Annotated in this window: 18 protein-coding genes; 6 read left to right on the top strand and 12 right to left on the bottom strand. The window is 70.7% G+C overall.

The window, feature by feature from the left end; genetic code table 11:
* Nucleotides 1-45 precede the first annotated feature (45 nt).
* Genes QLQ12_RS36930 through QLQ12_RS36920 form a run of 3 tightly spaced genes read right to left on the bottom strand, consistent with a single transcriptional unit; the run spans nt 46 to nt 4,883 of the window.
* Nucleotides 46-2,355 (bottom strand): glycosyl hydrolase, encoded by a 2,310-nt coding sequence (locus QLQ12_RS36930; protein WP_282765500.1) that lies wholly within the window; start codon nt 2,353-2,355, stop codon nt 46-48.
* Entirely contained in the window at nt 2,352-3,179 is an 828-nt protein-coding gene (locus QLQ12_RS36925; RefSeq protein WP_282765499.1) for an HlyD family efflux transporter periplasmic adaptor subunit, read from the bottom strand. The genes QLQ12_RS36930 and QLQ12_RS36925 overlap by 4 nt, the downstream gene beginning before the upstream one ends.
* Before the next feature lie 60 nt (nt 3,180-3,239).
* Nucleotides 3,240-4,883, bottom strand: coding sequence for a glycosyltransferase family 2 protein (locus QLQ12_RS36920; RefSeq protein WP_282765498.1), 1,644 nt, complete (start codon nt 4,881-4,883; stop codon nt 3,240-3,242).
* 490 nt (nt 4,884-5,373) lie between these two features.
* Between QLQ12_RS36920 and QLQ12_RS36915 the strand changes: the two genes are divergently transcribed.
* Nucleotides 5,374-5,649, top strand: coding sequence for a hypothetical protein (locus tag QLQ12_RS36915; protein WP_282765497.1), 276 nt, complete (start codon nt 5,374-5,376; stop codon nt 5,647-5,649).
* Between the two features lie 34 nt (nt 5,650-5,683).
* The gene (locus tag QLQ12_RS36910; RefSeq protein ID WP_282765624.1) at nt 5,684-6,691 is read left to right on the top strand and encodes a LacI family DNA-binding transcriptional regulator; all 1,008 of its coding nucleotides are present in this window, start codon (nt 5,684-5,686) and stop codon (nt 6,689-6,691) included.
* Between the two features lie 65 nt (nt 6,692-6,756).
* Here the strand turns inward: QLQ12_RS36910 and idi are convergent, their stop codons facing one another.
* Nucleotides 6,757-7,338, bottom strand: a complete 582-nt coding sequence (idi, locus tag QLQ12_RS36905; RefSeq protein WP_282765496.1) for an isopentenyl-diphosphate Delta-isomerase — start codon at nt 7,336-7,338, stop codon at nt 6,757-6,759.
* 632 nt (nt 7,339-7,970) lie between these two features.
* On the opposite strand from idi, the gene QLQ12_RS36900 reads away from it, so the two are divergent.
* Both QLQ12_RS36900 and QLQ12_RS36895 read left to right on the top strand, forming a co-directional pair.
* Nucleotides 7,971-9,038, top strand: coding sequence for a tryptophan dimethylallyltransferase family protein (locus QLQ12_RS36900; RefSeq protein WP_282765495.1), 1,068 nt, complete (start codon nt 7,971-7,973; stop codon nt 9,036-9,038).
* Nucleotides 9,039-9,047: 9 nt separating this feature from the next.
* Nucleotides 9,048-10,436 carry a tryptophanase gene (locus tag QLQ12_RS36895; protein ID WP_282765494.1) on the top strand — a complete coding sequence of 463 codons (1,389 nt, stop codon included), beginning with the start codon at nt 9,048-9,050 and terminating at the stop codon, nt 10,434-10,436.
* 121 nt (nt 10,437-10,557) lie between these two features.
* On the opposite strand, the gene QLQ12_RS36890 is transcribed toward QLQ12_RS36895, so the two are convergent.
* The 6 genes from QLQ12_RS36890 to QLQ12_RS36865 form a co-directional block, all read right to left on the bottom strand.
* On the bottom strand, nt 10,558-11,118 hold the full coding sequence (locus QLQ12_RS36890; RefSeq protein ID WP_282765493.1) for a GTP-binding protein: 561 nt from the start codon (nt 11,116-11,118) through the stop codon (nt 10,558-10,560).
* Between the two features lie 16 nt (nt 11,119-11,134).
* A complete protein-coding gene (locus tag QLQ12_RS36885; protein ID WP_282765492.1) occupies nt 11,135-11,497 on the bottom strand; it encodes a DUF742 domain-containing protein in 363 nt (120 codons plus the stop codon).
* Nucleotides 11,490-11,918: a roadblock/LC7 domain-containing protein gene (locus tag QLQ12_RS36880; RefSeq protein ID WP_282765491.1), complete on the bottom strand. Its 429-nt coding sequence runs from the start codon at nt 11,916-11,918 to the stop codon at nt 11,490-11,492. The genes QLQ12_RS36885 and QLQ12_RS36880 overlap by 8 nt, the downstream gene beginning before the upstream one ends.
* Nucleotides 11,915-14,401, bottom strand: a complete 2,487-nt coding sequence (locus QLQ12_RS36875; protein WP_282765490.1) for a nitrate- and nitrite sensing domain-containing protein — start codon at nt 14,399-14,401, stop codon at nt 11,915-11,917. Before QLQ12_RS36875 ends, QLQ12_RS36880 begins: the two co-directional genes overlap by 4 nt.
* 404 nt (nt 14,402-14,805) lie before the next feature.
* On the bottom strand, nt 14,806-15,225 hold the full coding sequence (locus tag QLQ12_RS36870; RefSeq protein WP_282765489.1) for a hypothetical protein: 420 nt from the start codon (nt 15,223-15,225) through the stop codon (nt 14,806-14,808).
* Nucleotides 15,226-15,350: 125 nt separating this feature from the next.
* Nucleotides 15,351-15,944, bottom strand: coding sequence for a TetR family transcriptional regulator (locus QLQ12_RS36865; RefSeq protein ID WP_282765488.1), 594 nt, complete (start codon nt 15,942-15,944; stop codon nt 15,351-15,353).
* Between the two features lie 61 nt (nt 15,945-16,005).
* On the opposite strand from QLQ12_RS36865, the gene QLQ12_RS36860 reads away from it, so the two are divergent.
* On the top strand, nt 16,006-16,869 hold the full coding sequence (locus QLQ12_RS36860) for an oxidoreductase (RefSeq protein ID WP_282765487.1): 864 nt from the start codon (nt 16,006-16,008) through the stop codon (nt 16,867-16,869).
* A gap of 92 nt (nt 16,870-16,961) precedes the next feature.
* Here the strand turns inward: QLQ12_RS36860 and QLQ12_RS36855 are convergent, their stop codons facing one another.
* Nucleotides 16,962-18,158 carry an MFS transporter gene (locus tag QLQ12_RS36855; RefSeq protein WP_282765486.1) on the bottom strand — a complete coding sequence of 399 codons (1,197 nt, stop codon included), beginning with the start codon at nt 18,156-18,158 and terminating at the stop codon, nt 16,962-16,964.
* A gap of 290 nt (nt 18,159-18,448) precedes the next feature.
* Here QLQ12_RS36855 and QLQ12_RS36850 point away from each other — a divergent pair, with 290 nt between their 5' ends.
* Nucleotides 18,449-19,225 (top strand): hypothetical protein, encoded by a 777-nt coding sequence (locus QLQ12_RS36850; protein ID WP_282765484.1) that lies wholly within the window; start codon nt 18,449-18,451, stop codon nt 19,223-19,225.
* A gap of 56 nt (nt 19,226-19,281) precedes the next feature.
* On the opposite strand, the gene QLQ12_RS36845 is transcribed toward QLQ12_RS36850, so the two are convergent.
* Nucleotides 19,282-20,319, bottom strand: coding sequence for a questin oxidase family protein (locus tag QLQ12_RS36845; RefSeq protein WP_282765483.1), 1,038 nt, complete (start codon nt 20,317-20,319; stop codon nt 19,282-19,284).
* Between the last annotated feature and the right edge of the window lie 32 nt (nt 20,320-20,351).

Raw genomic sequence — 20,351 nt, 5'->3', positions numbered from 1 at the left:
GGGACACCGGCGGCCGGGCTCCCCTGAGCCCGCCCGCCGGCGCCGTCACAGCCTGCGGACGACGCTCTGGCCGGGATCGACGACGACCGTCGCGGCGATCGCGCCCTGGCGCCGGAACGTCACGGTCACCTGCGCGGCCGTCGGGTTGACGGCGAGGAGCCGCGGGTGTTCGGCGCTGCCGAACGCCATCCCGAACGGACCGTCGGCCACGACGGCCGGCTGCGGCGATCCATAGGCGGCGAGCATCTCCACCCAGTACCGCACCATGGCACGGCTGGTGCTCTCCTCCCGGGGCAGTTGCGGGCCGAGCCGGGCCCGCGCCTGCGCCGGATCGGCGATCGCGAGATCGGCGGCGAACAGATCGCCCCAGACCCGTGGCATGCCACCCACCTCCTTGCCGAGCTGGGTGGAACGGGCGGCGGCCGGCCCGGCGTCGCCGCGATACAGCGAGCCGAAGGTGAGGGGCAACAGCTGGATGCCGACGATCGACTCCGGTTTCGGGTCGAACCAGGTCGCGTAATCGATCTTGGCATCCCACACGATCCCGGCCACGGTGTGCTCGTATCCGGCCGGCCGCTGCAGGCCCTCCCCCAGCCAGTACATCCGCGCGGTCGCCGCTTCCAGCGCGTAGTGGGTGACGCCGTACGCCGTCAGGTCCGCGTCGCCGGTGACGAGGCCCCACCGGGCGACCGCCTCCCACGCCGCGACCGCCTCGCCCGACGACTCCTGGTTGTTGCCGTCGGCGAACGGGGCGAAGCCGGACGCCGCCGAGTGTCCCAGATAGGCGTTGAACGCGCGGAACGCCGGGAAGCCGTCCGCCCCGCTGCCCGACAGCGTGCCGCTGTAGTCGCGTGCCACCAGACTGACGGCCGCGCCGTAGTCCCGGAGGAAGGCCGGGTCCGCCTCGGCGAGCACCGCCGCCGCACGCACCAGATACCCGTACTGGAAGTGATGGTCGTTGTAGTCGTTGCTGCCGAACTCGGCGGGCACCGCGATGAGCCCGCCCCACGTCTGGTCGTACACGAAGTACCGGGTGTCGCCGGCGCCTCCGTAGGTCAGCCAGTCCACCAGCCCGGCACGCAGCCGTTGCAGCGCCGCGTCCTGCTGGGGCCGCGCGCCGATCCCCTTGGCGACCTCCGCCAGGGTGGCCAGCCTGCCCAGTTCCTTGAGCCCGAAGTAGCTGCCGCCGTCGGCGGTGGGCGGCTCGTCGGCGAGATCCCGCTGGAGGTCGTCCAGCACCGCGGCACGCGCCGGATCGGACAGCGTGACCGCCGGCACCTCGGTGATCAGGCCGGGCATCGGCACCCGGACGCGGACGGCGGGGCCGCGGACCACCGAGAGCGGTCCGAGGGCATCGGAGTACGTTCCGGCCAGCGGCTGCGGGACGCCGTCGTCGCGGACGAGCCCCTTCTGCTGGTGCGGCAGCAGCGCCCACACGCCGGGCCGGCCCGACCGCCGCTCCGCCGTGAGGGTCTGCGTCACCGTGCCCGCGGCGCCGTCGTAGGCCATGTGCGACGTCGTGCGGATCACCGGGTCGCCGGCCGCGGCCGCGATGGCGTCCGTCCACGCGGCGTCGTCCACCTGGTCGGGCACCCGAGCCACCACGATCGCGGTGCGGCCGGGCCGGTCCACGGTGAGCCGGTCGCCGTCCTGACGCCATTCGGCGCCGTCCTGAGCCTGCACGTCCCAGCGCTGCCCGGCGATGGTGAGCCGGGCGAGCGGACCGCCGCCGTCGCCGCGGTGCAGCGGACCGGTCGCGGTGAGCGCCGGCTTGGCGTCGCGGAAGTCGAGGTACAGCAACGGACTGCCCTGCACGACGGTGAGCTCCACGGTTCCTCCGCCGCGAAGTCCGGCGCGCAGGACGACGTGGAAGGCGCCGTACCCGACGACTTCCGGCACGGTCATCGGCCCGGCCGCGACGAGGGCCGGCGCGAACGGCGTGACGACCGCTTTCGCGGATGCGGTCGCGGTGGCCGAGCTGACAGCGAGCCCCGCGTCGGTCCTCTTGATCGCCAGGGGCCGGGCCCAGATCGGCTGATCCGGGGCGCCGGTCAGGACGGAGGTCCACCACTGGTTCGTCGGCAGCGCCTGCCCGGCCAGCGACTGCCCGGCTCGCGCCGGACGCTGCTTCGGGCTCGCGGTGGCGGGCAGGGTGTCGGCCAGGCCGGCCTTGCCCTCCGTGGCCGGGCGCCGCACCGATGTCGTGGCGTCGCCCTCGCTCAGCACACCGGCCGCCGGCGCGGCTCGCTCCGGGTCGCGCACGTCCGGTTCCGGCCCCTCTGTGCAGCTCGCGGTGAGCACGACCGTGGACAACAGACATGCGGCGGTCACGATCCGCCGAAGACCGGCCCTCATCCGGCGCTGTTGACGGCGGGGATCCGGCCGACCGCGGTCCTGGTGTCCACCTCGGCCGTGTACCGCAGGCCCGGCACCAGCGCGCTCACGGCATCCACGTCGCCGGTGCCCGGCACCAGCACGACGGTGAGCCGCTCATGCGCCACCTTCTGTTCCTCGGTGAGCGGAGCGTCCAGGAGGGGGTCGGCGCCGACCCGCGGTTTCACGTGATCCAGCGTGGCCGACACCGGACGGCCGAGACCGGGGCCGGTGACGCGGGCGGCCATGCCGAGCCGCAGATCGCGCAGTTGCTCCTCGGTGGCCTTCGCCTCGAAGCTCAACTCGGTGTGGTCGTACATCGTGATGATCGGTTCACCGGCGCCCGCCACCCCTCCGACCGCGATGTCGATCCTGGACACCGTGCCGGGCATCGGGGCCTTCAGCGTCTCCGTGCGAGGGCCCCGCGTGGCCTGCGCGGGGTCCTCGGCCAGTCTCACCCGCGCGAGCTCCTGGCCCGCGGCGACCCGGGCCTGTTCGGTCACCAGGACCTCGGTGACCACCCCGGCTCCGGTGGATCCGACCGGCAGGGCGTCCGCGGTGAGCACGGCGTCCTCCAGCGAGACGAACGCGGCGTCGGCGAGCCGCTGAGTCACCACATAGGTGCCACCCGCGGCCGCGCAGGCCACGAGCGCGGCGGTGGCGAGGAAGGTCCGCAGGGCCGGCACCCGGGACCGGGCGGCGCGCCCGTCACCGTCGCGGCCGGCCGGCTCGGAGGTGGCCTCCGGCGCCGGGGACGTGGCCGGAGAGAACTGATCGGAAGTGTCGTGTTCGACCACACTGGTCATGGCGATATCCCTTTGAACGGTCAGATGCGATGGGGTTGCGGCTCCGAGGGCGGGCCGGGCCTAGCGCACGGCGGCCGGCGCGGCGTTCCGGCCGCCGCCGACGGCCGGCTCGGCGGTCCGGCCGGCGCCGACGGGCGGCTCGGCGGTCCGGCCGGCGCCGACGGGCGGCGGCTCCGGAAGCGGCTCCCCGGGGCTCGGCCGGACGGATTCGACGATGATCCGGCCCAGGATGAGGACGATCATGGTCGCCCAGGCCACCGACAGCCACGTCGGCGCCGGATCGGCCATGACCACGAGGCCGACGACGATGCCGGTCGTGTTGAGCAGGGCCAGCGCCAGCTGGGGCATGACGACCCACAGGGACCGCGAGCCGGCGCCGGCCTGGTTCGTCACGCTCCATCGCGCCGGCTTGTCGCGCAGCGTCGCCCAGAACGCCCGGGCGTGCACCGGGGCGGCGCCGATGCTGGCCACGATCGCCGACATCCGGAACCCACCGGACTGCAGCCAGGTGACCACCAGGACCATCACCTGGAACGGCAGGTAGTGCGCCGCCCAGGTGAGCCCGTCGGCCCGGATCGGGCTCAGCGCGAACAGCAGGTAGAGGGCGGGAAAGAGCATGAAGACGAGCATCGCGAGCGACAACACGTAGTGCGTGCCGACGAACAGGTACTGCAGTCGCTGGTCGAGCGTCAGTTCACTGCCACGGCGGAACAGCCTGCCGCGCAGGACCACCTCGAAGCCGCCGCTCGCCCAGCGGAGCTGCTGCTTGAAGTACGACGTCACGTCCACCGGCGCCAGTCCGCGCGCCAGCACCTGCGGCACGTAGATCGACTTCCAGCCCCGCCGGTGCAGCTCCAGCGACGTCCAGATGTCCTCGGAGTTGCTGCCGGTGGCGATCCCGCCGATCTCGTCCAGCGCCGCCCGCCGGAACATCACATTCGTGCCGACGCAGAACGCGGCGTTGAAGTGGTTCTTACCCGGGCACACCAGCTCGTAGAAGATGCGCTGAGCCTCCGACGAGCCGGTGGAGATGAGGTTCGTCTGGTTGGCGTACGACTGGGGAGACTGCACGAACGCCACCTCCGGGTCGTCGAAGTGCGCAAGCACCTGGAGCAGGAAGTTCGGCTCCGGGACGTGGTCGGCGTCGAAGATCACCACGTACTCGCCGGTGGTCCGGCCGAGCGCGGCGTTGACGTTGCCCGCTTTCGCGTGCCGTCCGCCGTCGCGGCGCAGATAGCCGACGCCCTCGTCGGCGCAGATCTGTCGCAGGACGTCGCTGTCCCCGTCGTCGAGGACCCACGTCTCGTGGGCCAGCGTCATGTCCCGGGCCGCGCGCAACGTCGCGCGGACCAGCTCGGGCGCTTCGCCGTAGGCGGTGATGAAGACGTCGATGGACGGCACCACGGCGCCGGCGCGGAGCTGGTTGCGCCACACGGTGACGTTGGCCGGCTCGCTCCGGTCGTCGTGGGCGAGGATGGTCCACCACGTCCCGATGGCATGGATCGCGATGAGGCCTTCGGCCACCAGCATCGCGGCCCACAGCCAGGTCGGCCCGCGGTACTGCGGATCCAGCAGGAAGATCTGGTAGAACACCGTCGCGAGCAGCGCTCCGATGATGGCGACTCGGGTGGACCGCTGCAACGGCCGCCACGCCTGGCGGGGGGACGGACCCGCCAGGCGGGCTTGCGGACTGGTGGAGGGCATGTTTGCTCCCAGTGGTTGCATGGCCAGGAGATCTGGGCCGCGAGACGCATGGCCGGCGGGTGTGGTTACCCGCCCCGGTCGAACGGGCCGAGCAGACGGCATTGTTGGAACGTCCACGGACGTCGGGGCATTGCGCGAATGGTGATCACGCCGCCGCACCGACACTTACACATTGATGCCTGCCACTGACTTGGTCGCCATTGGCCGCCCCGAGAACCGTAGGGCCGCCAGGCCGCCACCCGCAAACCATGTGACTGGTGCCACAGAGCCGCCGGAAACGTCACCGACGCGCCCGGTAAACATGGCCTTCATCAATCCCGCCGCACCACCGGACCCGCCACGATCGCCATCGCAGCTCAACCGCGAGAATGCCCCAGAAAGGCGAACACGGCTCCACCGGCCGGTTCGCCGACCTTCCAGCAAACGCTCTATCGGGCGGACCGGATGATTTCAGCGCATCCCTGAGCACCGTGGCCTGCGGAGACTAAAGATGGACCGAAGCGTAAACACGACGGTGCACGCTTATCTGCGCAATCTGAAATCTATCGCCGGGCGACGTTCGCACGTCTCTCGGATTGTCACGCAACCGCATATTGCGTACGGTGACACGAGCGCCGTCAGCAACGCGCCCCGACTTCAGAAAAAGGATCACCAGCTCATGCCGATCACCGAAATATTTCATGGTGATGACAATTTTGACGGTTTCTCGGCGCGCATTCCGGTGAACACGCCGAATCGATCGAAATGCCGGCGCTATGACCGATAGCCGACGTCGGCGGATCAGCGCCGGGAAACCGCTGGTGACCGGGCACATGCGGCCGACCCTGGAGACGGTCGCCGACCTGGCCGGGGTGTCCCGGGCGACCGTGTCCCGGGTGGTCAACGGCTCGACGTCGGTATCGCCCGATCTGCGGGACACGGTGCTGCGCGCCGTGCGCACTCTCGGATACGTGCCCAACCGGGCCGCCCGTGGCCTGGTGACGCAATGCATGGACGCGTACGCGCTGGTGCTCGCCGAGTCGGCGGAACGGATCTTCTCCGAGGATCCGTTCTTCTCCACCCTCGTGAGCGGGGCAGCGCACGAACTGGCGGCGGCCGGCAAGGAACTGGTGCTGCACCTGGCGAGTTCGCAGCAGAGCCTGGACCGGGTTCGCGACGCCGCTCTGAGCGGCCACGTCGACGGTGTCATGGTGGTGTCGATGTGCGGCGCCGAGGAACTGGCCGGCACACTCGCCGCGCAGGGCGTTCCGGTGGTGGTCAACGGACGACCGCTGGGCCTGTCGCCCGTGCCCTACGTCGATGTCGCGAACGTCGACGCCGCCCGGTCGGCGGTGCGCCGCCTGGTGGACTCCGGCCGCCGCCGGATCGCCACAATCGCCGGACCGCAGACCGTCCCCGGCGCGATCGACCGGTTGACCGGCTATCGCGCCGAGATGCGGCACTCCCGGCTCCCGCCGGCCGTCGCGGTCGGTGACTTCACCTACAGCTCCGCCAGTTCGGCGATGCGGCGGCTCCTCACCGACCACCCGCGGCTCGACGCCGTCTTCGTCGCCTCCGACCTGATGGCCCACGCGGCCATGCAGGTTCTCCGGCTCTCCGGCCGGCAGGTCCCCTCCGACGTCGCGGTGATCGGGTTCGACGACACCGAGCCGGCCCGGTACGCGGAGCCTCCGCTGACCACGGTGCGCCTGCCGGTCCACGAGATCGGCAGCACCATGGCACGGCAGGTGATGCGGATGGCCCGCGGCGAGCGGATCGAACGGTCCGTCCTGCTGAGCACGGAATTCGTCGTGCGCGAGTCGGCCTGAGACGTGGGCTTCACCGGTCGTGGCCCGACCGCTTCCGCCGCCCGTGACGGTCTCGGTCGGCGTCCTCAGCGGACCGCGGTGTGCGCGGCCGGCGGAAGAAGGGCGGGATCGCCCGAGGGCCAGCCGTCGGGGGTGGGGCCGAGGGCGGTGAGCTGCTCGATCTGCTGACCGCACCACGGCGAGTAGGCGTCCGGTGCGGCCTTGACGTCGCGGACGAAGTCGGACCAGGGCAGCCATCGGGTGGCGGCGACCTCGTCGGGATGGGGCCGCGGGTCGCTGTCGGCGGTCGCGTGGAAGACGGGGCACATCTCGTTCTCCACGACGCCGTGCAGTTCGGCCCGGTATCGGAACGCGGGCAGCACGAGCCGGACGGTTTTCAGCGTGATTCCCAGCTCGAAGGCGGCCCGGCGGTGGACGGCGTCGACGATCGGCTCGCCCTCCTGGGGGTGCCCGCAAACGCTGTTGGTCCAGATGCCCGGCCACGTCTTCTTGTGGAGCGCGCGCTGAGAGATCAGGAACCGGCCGGCGGCGTCGAAGATGTAGCAGGAGAACGCGAGGTGAAGGGGGGTGGCATCGGTGTGCACGGTGCGCTTGTCGGCCAGCCCTCGCGCCTCGCCGGATTCGTTCAGGAGAATGACGTGTTCCACGATGGTCCGATTCCAGGCGCAGAGAGCATGGGGCGGCCCGCGCGGAAAGCATGGGACGGCCCCGATGAGGCGAACTCAGGGGTGCCTGACGCTACACACTCGGCAAGTGCTCCGCCAGTAGCCCAAAGTAACCGCAGAGCCGCAACGAGATCATCGGCGTGTCCGTTCCCGGTCGCGCCCGGACGCGGCCGGCGCGGATCATCACTGGTCGAGGCGACGATCGTGACCACACGGCTGCGGTTTCGGCCCAAGAGGCACGCTGCGTACATAGCGAATATTTCTCGCTTATGCATCCGTACCCCATGATCCTCTTTTGTTCGATCTTGTCCGGATGTCGGCGCTGCCCCCACGCCATCCCGGATCCCCGCCGGCCTGCTCATATGCCCCTCGCGCCGTGGTGCGAAGTGGACGGCCACTGCGGACGGTGACTGAGCGGCATTGATCAGTCGACTGTGATCTATGTCGCCCTCGACTTGAGTTCATGATCCACATGACTATTGGTGGGCACGGGCGATCCGCGGCTGCACCCCCGCGAGTGCGGAGCAAACCAGACAGGTCGATCGAAGGGAGCCGCGCGACAGGGCAGTCGACGGCTGCCAGGGACAGGGGTCTTGATGCAGGACGTGTCGGTAATGGATCGTCTCGGTGGTCAACTCAGCCGGCTCTGCGGCGTCGTCGGCATAGACCCGGCGGCCCCGGTGGCCCTGCTGTCCGGGGTCCTCGGCGAGCACGGGTCACGGTCGCTCTCCGCGCCACCGGCCTGGCCGTCCGGCGTCGCCGACGATCACACCCCGATCGAGTTCTCGCTCGCCTACAACGAGACCGAACCGCCGGCCCTGCGCATCCTCGCCGAAGTGCTCGCACCCGCTCCCGGAGTGGCCGAGAACATGGCGGCCACCTACGCGTTCCTGCACCGCCACGCCGATCGGTACGGCCTGTCCACCCGCCGGCTCGACATGGTTCGCGATCTGTTCGCCGGCGACCGTACGACAGGCGATTTCGGGCTCTGGATCTCCCTGGTGTTCCGCGCCGGACGGCGACCGGAGTTCAAGGTCTACTTCAATCCCGAGGTCACGGGCGCCGAACGCGCACCGGAGATCGTCGCGGAGGCTCTGCGCCGTCTGGGTCTCGGCGACGCGTACGCGCGCATGCTCGACCACGCCGTCCGCCCGGGTGAGCTGGGCCGCCGCGACCGTCTGACGTTCTTCGCCCTCGACCTGCACGACGGGCCGCAGGCCCGGGTGAAGCTCTACCTGTCGCACCACGACGCCGGGCCGGAGGACGCGGCCCGCGCCGCCGCCGCGGTCGACGGCGTCGATCCGGCCGAGGTGGCCGCCTTCTGCGTGGACAGCGGCCGCGCCGCCCGGTTCGACGGCCGGCCTCTGGTGGACAGCTACACGATCACCGAAGGCGTCGGCCGCCCGGTCGGCTACAGCATCTATGTGCCGATCCGTGACTACGTCGGCGACGACCGGCAGGCTCACCACCGGATGCTGCCGCTGCTCGACCGCTACGGGTTCGACCCCGCGTTCCTCGACCGGGCCATCGCCGCCGTCACCGACCGGCCACTCGACGACGGTGTCGGGCTGCTCGCCCACGTCTCGCTGCGCCTCGGCCCACCACGCCCGGGGATGACGGTCTATCTGTCCTCCGAGGCGTACCAGGTGATGCCGCCCCGGCCACTGTCCATCGCCGTCTGAGGAGCCCTCTTGCTGCCCGATCACATCCCGCTTCCACCGCCGTACCGGATCAAGGTGGTGGAGGCCATTCCCTTCCTCTCCGCGCGGGAGCGGCGCGAGGCCATCGCCGCGGCCGGGTACAACCCGTTCCATCTGCGTGCCGACCAGATCACCGTGGACCTGCTCTCGGATTCGGGCACCGGGGCGACCTCGACCGCGCAGGAGGCCGCGGCGGCGCTCGGCGACGAGTCGTACGCCGGGGCCCGGTCCTGGTTCCGTTTCCGTGACGAGGCCGCCGACCTGACCGGCTATCCCCATCTGCTGCCGGTGCACCAGGGCCGGGCCGGCGAGCGCATCCTGTTCTCGAACCTGCTGGGCCCCGGGCGGATCTGTCTCAGCAACACCCATTTCGACACCACTCACGCCAACGTCGAGATGGCCGGCGCCGAAGCGCGGGACCTGCCCTGCGCCGAGGCCGCCGACCTGGACAGCGCCGAGCCTTTCAAGGGCAACATCGACCTGACCACGCTGGAACAGACACTGGCGGGCCCGGACGGCCCCCGAGTCGGCCTGGTGCTCATGACGATCACCAACAACGGGCTCGGCGCTCAGCCGGTCTCCATGGCCAACCTGGAAGCGGCCGCGGCCATCTGCCGCCGTCACGGGATCCCCTTCTTCCTGGACGCCGCGCGGTTCGCCGAGAACGCCTGGCTCGTCCGGCAGCGCGAGGAGGGCTACCAGGACTGGACCCCACGGCAGATCGCCACCCGGGCCTTCCAGCTCGCCGACGGCTGCCTGATCAGCCTGAAGAAGGACGGTCTCACCGCGATCGGCGGCCTGATCGGGCTGCGCGACGCCGACCTCTTCGAGCGCTGCGAGGCCAACCTGATCGCCACCGAGGGCTTCTCCACCTATGGCGGGCTCGCCGGGCACGATCTGGAGCGCCTCGCGCAGGGCCTGCGCGAGGTGGTGGACCCGGCCTATCTGGCGGCCCGCGCCGAGCAGACCGCCCGTTTCGCCCGCATGATCAACGACGCCGGCGTCGACACCGTCGCGCCCGCCGGCATCCACGCCCTCTACCTCAACGCCGGCCGGCTGCTCCCGCACCTGTCCCCCGCACAGTTCCCCGGCCACTCGCTCGGCTGCCAGCTCTATCTCGACGGCGGCATCCGCTCCGCCGAACTGGGTTCGCTGTACCTGGGCACCCTCGACGCCGAGAACCGGCTGGTCAGCCCGGCGCCCTTCGAGTTGGTCCGGCTGGCGATCCCACGCCGGGTCTACACCGAGGAGCATTTCGCGTACGTCGCCGCGGTACTGGCCGGGATCGCGAAGGACCCGGAGCGGATCCGTGGCTACCGGATCGCCTCGGCGCCGGCACGGCTGCGCCACTTCAAGGTTCGTCTCGAACCGCTGGCCTGAGACCCCGGGCCGACCGTGAGGTCCCGCCGCCGGCCGTCAGGCGGCGGGACAGCGCCCGCTTGCGGGCCCTTCCCCGGGTGACTCACACCCTGAAACCCGGGTGACTCGCACCCGAAAAGCGTCAGTGGGCCCGAGCCACCGGCAGGCGCGCCATCGCGTGCCGGACGAGGGAGACCAGCGCCAGCTTGCTCGACGCGCGGTCCCGCGCGTCGAGCCACACCAGAGGGACGTCCGCCCCCAGCTCCAGCGCGCCGCGGATCTCCTCCTCGGTGTACGGGCACTCACCGAAGAACCGGTTGACCGCCGCCACGAACGGGATCCCCCGTCGCTCGAAATAGTCGACGGCGGGAAAGCTGCTGTCCAGCCGCCGGGTGTCGACCAGCACGATCGCCCCGATCGCGCCCTGCGCCAGCTCGTCCCACATGAACCAGAAGCGGTCCTGCCCGGGCGTGCCGAACAGGTAGAGCACCACGTCCGGGCTGATGGTGATCCGCCCGAAATCCAGCGCCACGGTCGTGGTGGTCTTGGACTCCACGCCGGTCACGTCGTCCACCCCGACGCCGGCCTCGGTGAGAAGCTCCTCAGTGGTCAGTGGCGCGATCTCGCTCACCGATCCCACCAGGGTGGTCTTGCCGGTACCGAAACCGCCGGCCACGACTATCTTGACTGATGTACGTTTCATTCCCCAGTCCTCGTGACTAAAGCCGCTCAAGGCCGGCCAGGACCGCACCCAGCAGGGCCGGGTCGACGACCCTCTGCTGCGCCGGGGAGCCGCTGTCGAGATATCCCTGTTCCAGCAGCACGTCGACCATCACCTTGACGATCGTCAGCGGGATGTGCAGGTACGCGCCGATCTCGGCTATCGAGATCCAGTTCCCGCACCGGTTCAGGATCTGCAGGTACTCGGGCTCGAGCCGGGTGGCGTCAGCCGCGAGCGCGATCACCTGGGTGGCGAGGTCCAGACTGCTGTTGCGTGGAGTGGTCCGCCCGTTGACCAGGATGTACAACGGGAGGAATCGTCCGGCCTCTGACTCGTCGTCGCCGTCCCAGTCCTCAATCATGGCTTGCTGAGGCGTCGGAGCCCGGCTGCGCCGAGCGGGCCGGCGCACCCAGATAGTCGCCGATGCGGGTGACCAGCCGGCTCACCTCGTACGCCACCATGCCCATGTCGACGTCCTGGGCGCAGAGAACCGCCAGGCGCGCGTTCTGCCCGGCCGCCGCGATGAACAGGGTGTGCTCGTGGAATTCGATGACGACCTGCTGTACCGGCCCGCTGGCGAACCGGCGGCCGGTCCCGGCGGCCACGCTGTACATCGAGGAGGCTCCGGCGGCGAGGATCTCCGCCAGCTCCTGCACCATCGAGGTCGACTTCTGGACGATCAGCCCATCGGTGGACAGCACCACCACGGAGATGACGTGCGGCAGCTCGACGAGTTCGTCGAGCATCCAGGGCAGTTCGATGGAGGAGGTCGAGTTGGTCACGCGTTCCTGCCTTGCTCAGCTCGGGTTTCTGTCTCTTGGCGGTCGGCCGTACGCCCGGCGGCCCGCCCTCTCTGGTACTGCGCGAAGCGGCTGCGGGCCTCTTCCGGGGAACGCGCCGCAGTCAGCTCGTGCGTGCTCTCCTCGGCCGAGGCCCCGTCCCGCAGGCCGGGCGCGAGGTGTTGCTGCGGCTGCCGGTGCGGCAGCGGCGGCTTGGTTGCGGCCGGGGCGCTCGTGGCCTCGGCCGGTTCGGGCGTCCGGGCGCTGCCGCTCGGCGCTGGCGGGCTCATCGGGCCGCCCGCGGTGTCGTCGGACGGAGGGCCGGTGCCGGCCTCGGGCTCCAGCAGGACCACCGTGGACCGTGTCGCGGCGGGCGCCGCCTCGACAGCCCGGTCCGGCCGGCGAGGGCCGCCGTCGACCGGTGGCACCGCGGCGCGGGCCGCCGTCGCGGCGCCGGCGTGCGGCTCGTCGCCGTCCGTGGTGTGGTCACCGGTGACGAGCAGCCGCTCGGGCAGCAGCACGATGGCGAGCAGGCCACCGTAGGCGGACCGGCGCAGGCTCACCTGCACGCCCTCCCGCTTGGCGAGTTCCGCCACCACGTAGAGGCCTACCTGCGCGCCGTCCTTCAGTTCGGTGACCTCGGGAGTGGGCGCGGCGGAGAGCAGGACATTCGCCCGCTCCACGGCGTCGGCGCTCATTCCCACGCCGGCGTCCTCGATCTCGATCGCGACGCCGTGATTGACCTTGACGGCCGTCACCCAGACGGTCGTGCGGGGCGCGGAGAACGCCAGCGCGTTGTCCAGCAGTTCGGCCAGCAGATGGATGACCTCGGCGACCGCGTACCCGACCAAGTCCGCGTCGGTCGCGCTGCGCAGGCTGATCCGCTGGTAGTTGTGGGCCTCGGCGAAGGAGGCCAGCAGCACCCGGCGCAGCGGCATCGGTTTGGAGAAGCGCCGGCCGATCTGCCCACCGGCGAGGATGACCAGGTTCTCCAGGAAGCGCCTGGTCTGGTTGAGCTGGTGATGGATGTCGAAGAGGTGGCTCAGCAGCTTCTCGTCGCCGATCTGTCCCTGCAGGTCCTCGATGACCTTCAGGCCGCGCCGCAGCGGGCGCTGCGGGCGCCGGGCGACGCCCATTAGCATCGCGGTGCCCGCGGCCCGGGCCTTCGCCTCGTCGACGGCGGCCTCGGCGGCCGCCCGCACCGACCGGTTGAGCACGCCAGCCACCTGGCCGATCTCGTCGCTGCCGTAGTCGCGCTGGGCGAACTCGACCGCCAGATCGACCGGTTCGCGCCGGCGCAGCCGGTCCATGACGGCCGGAAGACGCTCGTCGATCAGCGCATCGGCGTCACTGCCGAGCCTCGACAGGCGGACCGAGAGCGCCCGGTCGACGAGGACGGCTGACTGGCGCAGGGCCCAGAGGATCGCGCCGACCGCCACCAGCAGCGCCACCAGGCTGCCGATCAGGGCACTGAGAAGCTGGTTGTTGCCGGTTCGCAGGGTAAGGGCGGAGATCTGGTCGGCCTCATCGATGGTCAGCGCGGACAGCTGCGCGGCGGTGGCGGCGGTCACCTGCGACCACTGGCCGCGGGCGCCGCCGAGCGCGGCCGGCACGCCCTTGCGCCAGGAGCCGTTCGCGACGATCGCGTCCTCGGCGGCGAGCAGCGCCTGCCAGTCGCTGGTGGCCGTGAGGGTCTGCAGACGGTCGCGGACCAGCGGCTCCATCTGCGGACGGCTGATGTCGATCTGGTAGTGGTAGGCGTTGACCAGGCGGACGAACTCCAGGTACTCCGCGTTGCCGAAGGTGTTCGCGGCGAACGCGCCGTCCATCATCGACGCGGCCCGGGACATCAGGTCGCTCGCGCGGAACAGTTCGGTGGCGGTGATGCCGCCCTGCGCCGCGACGGCGTCCGGGACGATGCGGGCCTGATCGTCGAAGAGGCTCGTCGCCGCGTCGAGCAGTTCGTTGTAGAACGAGTACGCCTGCTCGTCGGTGGTGGAGCGGGCGTCGATCGCGGTGCGGGTGCTCGGCAGCTGGTCGAGGAAGCCGGCCAGGGTCCGCCATCGCTGCTGGATCGAGTCCGGTGCGGCGGACAGCGCGCTGTCGGCGACCGCACGGAGCTTCACGAGCTCGTCGTCGGTCTGCTGACGCTGGTCGAGCAGCGGTTTCAGGTCGGGCGTGGGGCGGGCCAGGAAGGCGATGCTGAGCCGGCGCTCCTGCTGGATCGAGGAGAGCGCGGTGACCGCGGGGATCGACACCTCGCGCACCGTGATGGCCACCGTCCGGTTGTAGAAGCCCTGGAAGACCAGGTATCCGGAGGCGGTGAACCACAGGAGCAGGGCGACGACACTGGGGACGAGGACGAGGCGTACGACGCGTCGCTTGATCGACTGCTGTCGGCTCTTCTGTGGACGGTTCGCGGTCGACGCCGATTCCAGGCGGGGATCGGTTCGCGTGCTCGCGGGGTCGGCCGGTACGGGCGCCAACGTTCATCCAATCTGGGCAGCATGAAGCCCCGATCAGCGCCCGGTTGCGGCGCCGTCGGAGTGCGTACAGACCCTAGCGTCGCGGTGCGATCCGCACCAGCGAGGATATTTCGCTTTTGTCGAGATCCTTTATCGACGGTCCTGCTCAGCGGATCTTGCCCGGCCGGTAAACATTCGGCAGGCGTCCCGCATGCGCGCACCTCCTGCCCGGACAGTGGGAACACGACGTCCACTGTGGAGTGCCGGCGAACAGCCCGGTCCCCCGTGACTCGGCCGCACCGGACGGACGAGGGCCGCGCGAGCGGGTCGCCGGGGGTGGCGTCGTCGCGCCGGATCCGCGGGCCTCAGGCCGCCGTTCGGCCCTTTGTGCTCGGCGGATCGGCGGGCTCTGGTTCCCGCGCTCGTCACCGAGCACGACATCGACGAGGCCGCCCGCTGTGAAAGCGGCCGGTGTCGAAGCCGAGCACCTCGAACCGGTGAATCGTGCCGGGTGGGGCGGCCGCGGGTCGCGCCAGGTTCATCCGGATCGGATGCGGAAGGTCGCCGATCCACTCCTCCATCATGGTCGCCAGCTCGGTGGTTGCGGTGGCCGCCAAGCTCATGCTCAGCACATGAGCGGTGCGGGTGTCCGGAGGCGCATGCCTGACGGCATCGGCCGCCTGCGGGAAGGATGGGTGCCAGGGCTCGAACAGAGGCTGTTGCCACGGCTCGGTATCCTGGCCGGCCGGGAGGAAATCGGCGAGGCCGTCGCTGACAGTGGGAACGGCGCGCGGTAGGTCCGCGGTCCAGTCCTGTCCGCCCGGCATCCAGCGGAAGCCGGCCACGAACCCCGCCGGCAGGTAGCCCTCGGTACGCGTCACCTGCTCATGATCGACGAAGCCGAGATCGGTCGCTGCGGATTATTCGCCGGTGTGCCGTTCCGCATTCGACAGCGATGCCGGACCGCTGGCTATCCGGCCTGATCGAGCGCCGGACCGATCATCGCGAAGGCCCGGTCGGTCAGCACGTGCGGGTCGGCCGCCCCGTCGCTGACACTCCAGTGCAGCATCGCCGCCTCGAACGCGGCGAGCGCCATCCTGGCCGCCATCTCCGGGAACATATCGGTGGCGGGATCCCGGCCGAGGCGGACGGCCAACTCGATGGTCAGCCCTTCGCGCCACTGCGCCTGCCGCTCCAGCATGCGGGCGTGCAGCACCGGCGTACGCAGGATCAGTTGAACCACCCGCAACGATTTGAGCGGCTCGTCGACGCAGTGGTCGATGGCTATGCCGACGGCGTGGCGCAGCGCGGTGGCCGGCGGCTCGCCCGCCGGCCGCGCCCGCAGTTCGTCGCGCATGTCGGTGCCGAGCGAGGCCAGCAGCTGGATGGCCACGTCCTCCTTGGAGGAGAAGTACCGGAAGAACGTGCGCCGTGAGATGCCGGCCGCCTCCACGATCTCGTCGACCGTCGTGGTGTCGAAGCCCTTGACCGCGCACAGCTGCAACGCCGCCTCGGTGATCTCGGCGGCAACCAGCTGCCGTTTGCGTTGCGCCATGCTAGCCATCGCGTCACGATACTACGCGCCGCAATTGACACCCTGTGCCATCGACGGCATGCTATGGCATATGACGGTATCGCTGATCACCGGCACCACCAGCGGGCTCGGCCTGGCCACCGCCCGCGTCCTCCTCGACCGCGGCGACCGGGTCATCGCCGCGGTCCGCGACCCGGAACGCGCCACCCGCCTGCTGCCAGGCGTCGAAGCCCGCCACCTCGACCTGTCCGACCTCGACTCGGTCCGCGCCTTCACCACCGGCTTGCGCAGCGACCACCGCCGGCTGGACCTCCTGATCAACAACGCCGGCGTGATGGGGATGCCGCGCACGCTCACAGCACAGGGCCACGAGATGCAGTTCGGCGTCAACCACCTGGGCCACTTCGCGCTCACCGGCCTGCTGCTCGACATGCTCGCCGCCGGCCGTGACCCGCGCGTCGTCACCGTCTCATCACACCTGCACCGCAAGGGCGAACTGCGCTTCGAAGACCTCACCGGCGCCACCGATTATCAGCCGATGACCGCCTACAACCAGTCCAAACTCGCCAACGCCGTCTTCGGCATCGAGCTACAGCGCCGCCTCACGGCGGCCGGCAGCCCGATCCGCAGCGTGCTCGCCCACCCGGGCTTCGCCCGGACCGGTCTGCAGCAGGCCGCCACCGTCGGATTCAACCGCATGATGCTGCGCATCAGCACCCCGCTGATCGCTCAAGGCCCGGAGCAGGGCGCGCTTCCCATTCTGTACGCCGCGACAGACCCGTCCGTCCGCGGCGGCGAGTTCTACGGCCCGTCCGGCCCGGGCAAACTGCGCGGCAGTCCGAAACTCGTCCCGCCGTCAGCCGACGCCCGCGACCCACGACTCGCCGCCCACCTCTGGGCGGTCTCCGAACAGCTCACGGGTGTGGACTACGCGCTGGAAAGCCATTCCCGCTGAGCGCGCGTATTCGCGGCCGATCGAGAAGGGCGCGACCTCGCCCTCGGTGGCCGGGACGGCCTGCAGGCGATGCGCATGATGCCGCTCCTCTCTCAGGGGACGGCCGGCGTCCGCGCCATCTCCGTGCGCAGACGCCGGGCGAGCAGGGCGACGATGAGGCCGGCCGCCGAGACGACGGACAGCGCGGCCCGAAAACCGGTCGCATCGACGAGGACCCCGACCAGCAGCGGGGCGATGAGGAAGCCGACGCGCGACACCAGCGACACCAGCGCGATGCCGCCGCCCGCGCTCGCCCCGGACAGACGGCCGGCGAGGCTGAACGCCACCGGGAAGATCGGGCTGGCGCCGAGGCCGACCAGGGCGAAGCCTGCGATCGCCGCGACCGGTGAGGCGACGAGCAGGCTCAGCCCGAAGGCCACCGCGGTCAGCAGCGCGCCGGCCAGCAGTACCCGGGTCGGCCCGAAGCGGTCGACCAGCCGGTCACCGACCAGCCGGCCGGCGGCCATGAACACCGAGAACGCGACGAACGCCAGCCCGGCCACACCCGGCGCGGCGTCCAGCCCGGTGGACAGGTACACCGCGCTCCAGGACTGGGGGACGTCCTCGATGAAGGCGGCGGCCAGCACGAGCAGGCCGAGCAGGACCAGCACCGGCGTCGGGCGGGCCACCCGGGTGGTCCTCTCTCCCGGCGCGGCCGGGGCGGTGGGCGGGGTGTGCCGCAGCAGGCCGCGGCCCAGGACGAGCGCGGTCGCGCACAGCACGACCCCGACCACCAGCAGGTGCAGCCACACGGCGACGCCCAGTGCCGCGGCGGCGGCGCTGAGGACGCCACCGGTGACCGCACCGATGCTCCACGCGGCGTGGAAGCCGCTGAGCAACGAACGCCCGGAGCGCTGCTCGACGAGCGCACCGGCGGCGTTCATCGCGACGTCCATGAGCGCGTCCACGACGCCGAGCAGGATCAGCGCCAGCAGCAGGCCCCACCAGACCGGGGCGAGGCCGGGCAGCACCAGGCACACCGCCAGCGCGGCGATCGCCGCGAACAGGGCCCGGCGGCTGCCGAAACGGTCGACCACCATTCCGGACAGCAGGGTGAAGATCAGGCCACCGATGCCGCCGCCGGCCAGGGCGAGGCCGAGGGTGGTGGCGTCGAGCTCCAGGGCCTGTTGCACGGAGGGGATGCGCGGCGCCCAGCTGGCGAACGCGGCGCCGTTGGTGAAGAAGGCGGCGGCGACCGCCCATCGCGCGCGGTGCAGCGTCTGGGGGCCCGCCGTGGTTCCGATAGACACATCGCCTCCGTGAAGCAGCAGGAATTCTGGCGTATCGCCGGCAGTGGATCACCTTGCGCAGTTGGCCGTGCAGGGTTGGCCGCCACGACGACCTGGGCGGTCCGGGCCGTGACTGTGCGTCCGTCGTGGTCGGTGATCACCCCGCCGGCCTCCTCGACGATCAGTGCCCCGACCGCGTAGTCCTACGCTTCGCCGTCCACTTCGGCGAAGACGTCGGCACTGCGCGTCCTTGGTGACCGCGGCGACCCGCGGGGAGGAATCAGCGTTGACGCGTTCCTTACGGTGTCCCTGTGGGAGTCGATGCATTCGTTTACTGCCGGTGCTGGCAGGACGGCCGGACACCGCCGGCACCGGTGGGACCCGTCGGCTTCGACGAGGAGGGCCATCTGAGCCTGCTGGTTTCTGGGCATGAGTACACCGAGGCGGATGCCGCCTTCGACGGCTGGATAGCAAGCGCCTGCCCGCACGAGCTGATGGAACAGGCCGGCGAGCACCTGGCCAACTGGACGGGATACCGCCTGTTCCAGCAGGCGCTGGGGGCGGCGGGGTGGTCGCACTTCCCCACCCTGCGAGCCGAACTGCCCAGCGCCAACGGCGGCCGGATGCCGGCCGAGGCAGCCGCCCGCGTTCTCCACGAGCTGGACTACTTCGAGCAGCGGGCAGTCATCGACGATGAGGTCGTGTTGGTCGACGAGGCGACCGAAGCGGTGGCGTTGACGTACGTCGCCGCGTACCAGGGTGTGCTGATGCTGGGCCCCGGCTACCGGGCCGGGGTGGACCCGGAGGGCTTCTTCATCCTCGACCCCGACTCCGATCCGCCGGCCACGCTGTTTCGGTCGACCCGGTTCCGGCAACGGGTACTACCCGGCGGGCAGGTGCAGTTCAGCGACGAGGAGAAGAGCGTTCGGATCGCGATGTCGCCGGTCGGGGGCACGGGAACGCCGCCCGAGCGGCTGTGCCTGAGGACGCGGCACCAGTCGCCGGCCGCGTTCGGCTACATCGTGGAGCCGTTACGCCGGTTGTGCCGGGCCGCCATGACGACCGGCAACCCCGTGATGTGGTGCTGACCGGCCGCGGAGGTGGGCGGCTGTCCGGGCGTATCCAGCAGCAGTGCACCGATCGATCAGCGATCGGCGATGATCAGCTCGAGGGAATGAGCGATTCCGCCGAGTAAGGCTTGATCGCCGCTGTGAACGTAAGTGTCGATAGCGGTGTCGGCGAACTTGATCGCATGGGCGTCGCCGGAGTCGACGGCGCGGTGCAGCAAGTCATCGATATCAGTCGTGGCCGGGCCGTGGTCGGCGGCGAGCCCTTCGCTGGGCGCGTACGCGGCGGTGACGGCTGCCGCCGCGGCCCAGGCCGCGGCGACACTGGGTTCCCACAGTGTTTGCGGCAGTGCTGGCAGCGCCCGCAGTACGGCGTTGGGAGCAGTGGCGGCGTGCACGAGCATGACCGGGCTCGCGTGTCCATGCGTGCTGTGCTGAATCACGGCCGCGTCCACGATCGCCGCCAGCCGGGCGGTGGCGTCGGTATCCGGTTCGCCGGGCACCGCGCCGACGGCGCCGGCCCACGGGCCCAGGTCGGCGAGTTGAGCCAGACGGGCGCGGATCCCGAACCTCTGATCGGGTACTCGTGGCACCGTGTCGAGAGCGATCCTCGGGTCGCTCCGCACATAGGGCCCAGCGCCGGGCGGCGCCAAGGGCTGCCAGCGTGCCGCCCAGTACGCCAGTCCTTGGCCGAGTTCTTCGACGCGGGAGTCGGTTTCCTCGTCGAGCAGAGTCCGGACCGCGTGCCCGGTCCGGATCACTCCGTGAGTGGCGCCGGCGGCGATTCCGGGTAGGAGACGGGGCCACCAGCGAGCGAGGACCACTCGCCAGGGATCATCGGCCACCTCGCGTTCGAAGAAGTTCAGCCAGTCACCGGTGCGGACCGGATCGCCGAGTGGGTCCCGCCACTCGGCGGCCGCGATGGAGCGGATCCCCCGAGGCCGCTCCTCCAGACGATCCCCATAGCCGTCCAGCCAGCGATGCACCACATGTTCGTGCCCATGACGCACCAGAGCCTCGGCCGCCATCGGAGCATGGTTCGACAACCAGCCGTCACGCTCCGGACCGGTGTGCCGAACCCGCTCATAAACCTCGTCGAGTATCGGAAGTGCCATGCGGACCAGACTGCAACCTCAACTGAGGTTGA

The organism is Actinoplanes sandaracinus (assembly GCF_030009775.1).
GTDB lineage: Bacteria > Actinomycetota > Actinomycetes > Mycobacteriales > Micromonosporaceae > Actinoplanes > Actinoplanes sandaracinus.
The sequence above is the reverse complement of the archived record's forward strand: the minus strand, read 5'-3'. Positions and strand labels throughout refer to the sequence as shown.

Excerpts from the sequence above, each read along its gene's own strand:
- QLQ12_RS36885 (WP_282765492.1), bottom strand. The coding sequence starts at position 11,497 with ATGATTGAGGACTGGGACGGCGACGACGAGTCAGAGGCCGGACGATTC.
- QLQ12_RS36930 (WP_282765500.1), bottom strand. The coding sequence starts at position 2,355 with ATGAGGGCCGGTCTTCGGCGGATCGTGACCGCCGCATGTCTGTTGTCC.
- QLQ12_RS36845 (WP_282765483.1), bottom strand. The coding sequence starts at position 20,319 with ATGGCACTTCCGATACTCGACGAGGTTTATGAGCGGGTTCGGCACACC.
- QLQ12_RS36900 (WP_282765495.1), top strand. The coding sequence starts at position 7,971 with ATGGATCGTCTCGGTGGTCAACTCAGCCGGCTCTGCGGCGTCGTCGGC.
- QLQ12_RS36925 (WP_282765499.1), bottom strand. The coding sequence starts at position 3,179 with ATGACCAGTGTGGTCGAACACGACACTTCCGATCAGTTCTCTCCGGCC.
- QLQ12_RS36920 (WP_282765498.1), bottom strand. The coding sequence starts at position 4,883 with ATGCCCTCCACCAGTCCGCAAGCCCGCCTGGCGGGTCCGTCCCCCCGC.
- QLQ12_RS36865 (WP_282765488.1), bottom strand. The coding sequence starts at position 15,944 with ATGGCTAGCATGGCGCAACGCAAACGGCAGCTGGTTGCCGCCGAGATC.
- QLQ12_RS36890 (WP_282765493.1), bottom strand. The coding sequence starts at position 11,118 with ATGAAACGTACATCAGTCAAGATAGTCGTGGCCGGCGGTTTCGGTACC.
- QLQ12_RS36860 (WP_282765487.1), top strand. The coding sequence starts at position 16,006 with ATGACGGTATCGCTGATCACCGGCACCACCAGCGGGCTCGGCCTGGCC.
- QLQ12_RS36915 (WP_282765497.1), top strand. The coding sequence starts at position 5,374 with ATGGACCGAAGCGTAAACACGACGGTGCACGCTTATCTGCGCAATCTG.